This window comes from Ideonella sp. P3_A4, assembly GCF_056403075.1.
Map to the genome: position 1 here is coordinate 1 of NZ_JBFUGE010000399.1, position 5,491 is coordinate 5,491.

The window sequence follows — 5,491 nt, forward strand, 5'->3', positions numbered from 1 at the left end:
TTCCACTCCACCAGCAACTGCTGCCGTTCGCCCTCGCTCAGCAGCGGCAAAGCACCGATCGATGCGTCAGGCCGCTCGACAATGCCCTCCAGCAGCACCTCCAGGTTCGTACCCAGACGCTGAAGCGTTTCGCGGTCGAGCACGTCGGCGTTGCAGGACCAATGCAGGTCGAGCCTGTCGTCGACCTCGCGCACATGCAGCCCGAGTTCGTACTCCACCCGCAGAGGGCCGTCTTCGACCCGCAGCGGCTCGATGACGGCACCGTCCAGCGACAGCACATCGCGCTCAAAGTTCTGCACCGCAAACACGACCTGGAACAGCGGCCCGTGCTTCAGGCTGCGCGCCGGTTGCAGCGCGTCGACGAGCGCCTCGAACGGCACGTGCTGGTGTGCGTAGGCATCGAGCAGGTCTTTGCGCGAAAGTGCCAGCAGCTCGCGGAAGCCTTGTGCACGGTCGAGCCGCGTGCGCAGCACCAGCATGTTGACGAACAAGCCGATCAACGGCTCGAACTCGCGACGCGGGCGGCCCGCCATCGGCGTGCCGACGACGATGGCGTCGCTGGACGAACAGCGCCCGAGCAGGACCGCGAAGGCTGTGTGCAGCGCCATGAACAGCGTCGCCCCTTCCGCCTGGCACAGGCCACGCAAGGCCGCGGTGAGGGTGGGGGTCAGCGTCTGCACCCAGCTGCGTCCGGCGAAGGACTGCTGGGCCGGGCGCGGCCGATCCAACGGCAGCGCGTGCACGGCAGGCAAGCCTTCCAGGCGCTGCGTCCACCACGCGAGCTGGCGCTCCAACACCTCGCCTTGCAGCCACTCGCGCTGCCAATGTGCATAGTCCGCGTACTGCACCGGCAGCGACGCCAGCGGCGCGCTGGTTGYGCGCCGGCGGGCGTCGTAGGAAGCCCCCAGCTCGCGCGTCAGGATGCCGAGCGACCAGCCGTCCGAGGCGATGTGGTGCATCGTCAGCAGCAGGACGTGGTCATCGTCAGCGCGCTCGAGCAGCCGGGCGCGCAGCATGACGTCGGCCGCCAGATCGAACGCCTGCGCCGCCTCGTGCCCGATCCAACGGGCGACCTCGCGTGCCTGCTCGGCGGGCGTCAGCCCGCGCAAGGTCGTCAGCACCAGCGCCACCGGGCTTGCCGGCTGCACCTGCTGCCAGACGACGTCATCTCGCTCGACGCAGATGGTGCGCAGCACCTCATGCCGCGCCACCACATCGGCGAGCGCGCCCGCGAGCGCCTCGTGGTCGATGGGGCCACGCAGCACGAAAGCCCGCGGCACGCCGTGGCGCATGCCTTCGCCACCGAGGTGGCCGACAAACCACAGGCGTTCCTGGGCAAAGGACAAGCGCCGCATTTCACCCTCGGCGCGCACGGCGACCGGAGGCAGCGCGGCATCGCCTGGCGCGCGGGCAATCTCGGCCGCGAGCTCCTCCACCGTCGGCTTGTCGAAGACGGTGCGCAGCGGCAGCTCGATCTCGAAGTCCTGGCGCAGCAGGCTGACGAGCCGCGCCGCCAGCAACGAGTGCCCGCCGAGCGCGAAGAAGTTGTCGCGAATGCCGACGCACTCGATCTGCAGCACCTCCTGCCAGAGCACGCACAGGCGCGCCTGGGTCTCGTCGGTTGGCGCGACATAGGCCTGCCGCTGCAGGTCGGCTTCGTCCGKCGCAGGCAGCGCGCGGCGATCGATCTTGCCGTGCGCAGTCACCGGCATGGCATCGAGCACGACGATGACCGCCGGCACCATGTAGTCAGGCAGCGTGAGCGCCAGTTCCGCGCGCCAGCGGTCAACCGCGGCGCCGGTGTCGCCCAGTTGCGTGGGAACCACATAGGCAACCAGCTGACGTTCGGCCGACGGACCGTCGGCACGGGCCAGCACAGCCGCCTTCTGCACGCCCAGGCACGCCGCCAGGCGGTGCTCGATCTCGCCGAGTTCGATCCGGAAGCCGCGGATCTTGACCTGATGGTCGACCCGGCCGACGAACTCCAGCGTGCCGTCGGCCCGCCAGCGCACCAGGTCGCCGGTGCGGTACAGGCGCGCCGTGGGGTCTTCGCCGAACGGGTCCGCCACAAAGCGCTCGGCGCTGAGCTCGGGCCGGTTCAGGTAACCACGCGCGACGCCGACGCCGCCGACGTACAGCTCACCCACCGCGCCGACTGGGCGCAGTGCCATCGCGTCGCCGCACACGTAGGCGCGCGTGTTGGCGATGGGCCCGCCGATCGGCACGCTGTCCGCCTCTCCGGCGTAGGCGTGCAGCGTCGCCATGACCGTCGTCTCAGTCGGGCCGTAGGCGTTGACCAGCCGCACATGCTGCGACAGCCGCGCCGCGGTGCTGGTCGTGCAGACATCGCCTGCCACCGTCAGCGTGTGCAGCGCCTGCAGCGCGTGCTGCGGCAGTTGGTCGGCATAGGCGGCGGGCAGCACCGCATGCGTCACGCCATGGCGCACGATGACCTCGGCGACGCGTTGCGGGTCCGCCACCTCGTCGCACAGCACCAGCGTGCCGCCGTTCAACAGCGCCGTCGTCCATTCCCAGGTCGCCGCATCAAAGCCGATCGAAGCAAACTGCAGCATGCGCGAGCCAGCAGCAAAACCCAGCGCGCGGGCGTTGACGCGGACAAGGTTGGCAACCCCGCGATGCTCGAGCAGCACGCCCTTGGGCCGGCCGGTCGTGCCGGAGGTGTAGATGACGTAGGCCAGCGCCGAGGGCGAGGTACCGTTCTCGACCCGGCCCAGCGGCTGCGCCGACTGCCGGCCGGTGAGGCGCGCGCGCACATTGGCGTCCAACGGCAGCACCGCCAGCTCGTCCAGCGGCAGATCGGCCATCAGCTCGCGCTGGGTCAGCACCAGGCGCACGCCGGAGTCCTCAAGCACCCAGCGGATGCGGTCCTCCGGATAGCTGGGGTCGATCGGCAAGTAGGCGCCGCCGGCCTTGAGCACCGCGAGCTGGCCCACCACCAGGTCGATCGAGCGCTCGGTGCAGACGGCCACTGGGGTGTCGCGGGCCACGCCTTGCGCACGCAGGTGGCGCGCGAGGCGGTTGGCCTCGGCCTCAAGTTTGCCGTAGGTGATCGACTCGTCGCCGTGCACCACGGCCGGCATGTCGGGGTGCCCAGCCGCCTGCGCTTCGAACAGCTCATGGATGCACGCGTTGTCGGGATAGGGCGTGCGCGTGTCGTTCCAGGTTGCCAACAGAAGACGGCGCTCTTCTTCGCCCAGCATGTCGCAGGCGTTGTGCGGTGCGCGCACGTCGGCCAGCATCGCGTCAAAGGCGCGCAGGTAGCTGTCGCCGGCGCGTTCGACCAGCGCCGCGTCGTACAGGTCGACGTCGTAGGTGATCGCGAGCGACAGCTGGTCGGTGTCCGCGGCGCGCGAGGCATTGATCGAGAAGTCGTAGTTGGTCTTCTCGAACACCTGGCGGCCCAGCAGCCGCGGGCCCTGCGCGCCACCGAGGGCCTGGTACGAATGGAAGTGGGTGTAGGTAAACACCACCTCGGAGAAGTCGCGTTGCAGGTCCTGCTGGATCGCGGCGAACGGGTAGTGGCGCCAGGGCAGGTTCTCGGCCATGCGTGCAACGATCGCCCGCACGAGGTCTTCCCAGTGCCCCGCCCCCACGTCGATGCAGACGGGCAGCGCGTTCAGGAACAGGCCGAGGCCTTTTTCACCGCCCTCCTGCTCCGGCCGTCCGTTGTTGACCACCGCCGTGAGGGTCAGGCGCTGGCCGCTCAAAGTCGACAGCATCTTGGCGTGTGCGGCGAGCACCAGGGCCTGCACCGGCACGCCGAGGCGGCGCGCCAGGGCAAGCAGGCCGGCCGATCGTTCACCGAGGCCGGCCACAGTGTGGCGACGCAAGCTGCGCTCGCGCTCGGCGTCGGCGCCGATGGCGCGTCGAGGCAGTTGCTGGTCGGGCACTTCACGCAGAGTGCCGCTCCAGTAGCGGCGCGCCTGTTCGTTGCCCAGCACCGCCTGCTCACCGGCGATGAAGTCGCGGAACGCACGGTCGACGGCAGGCTCGGGCAGCGCACCGCCGGCGAGCAACGTGCCGTAGTGGATCAGCAGCTGGCTGGTGAAGGTGGAGTTGCTCCAGCCGTCGTAGACCGCGTGGTGAAAGCTCAGCCCGAGCTCCAAGCGGTCTTCCGTCCGCAGGTGCACGAAGACGCGGAACAGCGGGCCGCGCCAGTCGAACCGGACCCGCTTCTCCTGCGCCATCCACTGAGCGATGTGGGCGTCTTGCTCGGCGGCAGACAGGTGCCGGATGTCGGCCACCGTCAGCGGCGGCTGCATCTCGCGCTGCACAACCTGGAGCGGCCGGGCACGCTCCAGCAGGAAGCCGGTGCGCAGCACGGGATGCTGGCGCGCCATGAACGCGAGCGCCTGCGCGAAGCAGGCCGCGTCCCAGCGGGCGGCCACATGGAAACTGAAGAGGTCGTGGTAGGCCTCGCCGCTGCGCTCCAGCTGGGTGTGGAAGACCATCCCGAGCTGCAGCCGCGACATCGGGTAGGCGTCGTCGAGTCGCTGGGTCAGCTCGGGCCCGAGGCCCTCGCGCTCTTCGGGCGTGAGCAGCGAGAAGGGTTCAGGCGCCGCTTGCGGCGACAGCGCGGGCAGCTCGGCCGCAACTTCGCGGGGCAGCGCCTGCGCCAGGTCGGCAACCGTCTGGTGGCGGAACAGGTCGCGCACGCTCAGCGCCAGGCCGTGTTCGCGCGCCCGGGCGACGATGCGGATGGACAGGATCGAGTCACCGCCGAGCGCAAAGAAGTTGTCGTGCACGCCGACGCGGTCCTGGCGCAACACCTGCTGCCACACGGCGCACAGCGCCGCTTCCACAGCGTCGCGCGGCGCCACATAAGCCTGGCGCTGCACATCGCCGGCCTGCGGCGCCGGCAGCGCGCGCTTGTCCACCTTGCCGTTCGGCGTCAGGGGCAAGGCGTCCATCGCCACGTAGACCGCGGGCACCATGTAGTCGGGCAGCTGGCGCGCGAGCTGCGCGCGCCAACGCTCGATGGCGCTGCCGGCGTCCTCGTCCCGCTTGTCGCCGACAACGTAGGCGACGAGGCGGCGTTCGCCCGAGACGCCGTCAGCGCGGGCCACGACCACCGCGTCCTTCACGCCGGGGCAAGCGACGAGCTGGTGCTCGACTTCGCCCAACTCGATCCGGAAGCCACGGATCTTGACCTGGTCGTCGATGCGCCCGATGAACTCGAGCTCACCTTCCGGGAGCCAGCGCGCCGCGTCGCCCGTGCGGTACAGGCGGCCGCCCGGCACACCCGGCAGCTCGACGAAGCGCGCGGCGGTCAACTCGGGGCGTCGCAGATAGCCGCGCGCCACCCCGCCGCCGCCGACATACATTTCGCCGGGCGTGCCGACGGGCACGAGGCGCTGACGGGCGTCGAGCACCACCACCGACAAGTCACCCAGCGGCCGCCCGACAACGCTGCCGCGGCCTTGCGCGATGTCCACGCGACGCAGGCGGCGGTAGGTCACATGCACCGTGG

1 protein-coding gene is annotated in these 5,491 nt (G+C 70.3%); it reads right to left on the minus strand.

Going from position 1 to position 5,491, the window contains the following annotated elements; translation table 11 throughout:
- Window positions 1-5,491, minus strand: a 5,491-nt coding sequence (locus tag AC1DYI_RS25105) for an amino acid adenylation domain-containing protein (protein WP_477206859.1), incomplete at both ends; no start/stop codon positions are given.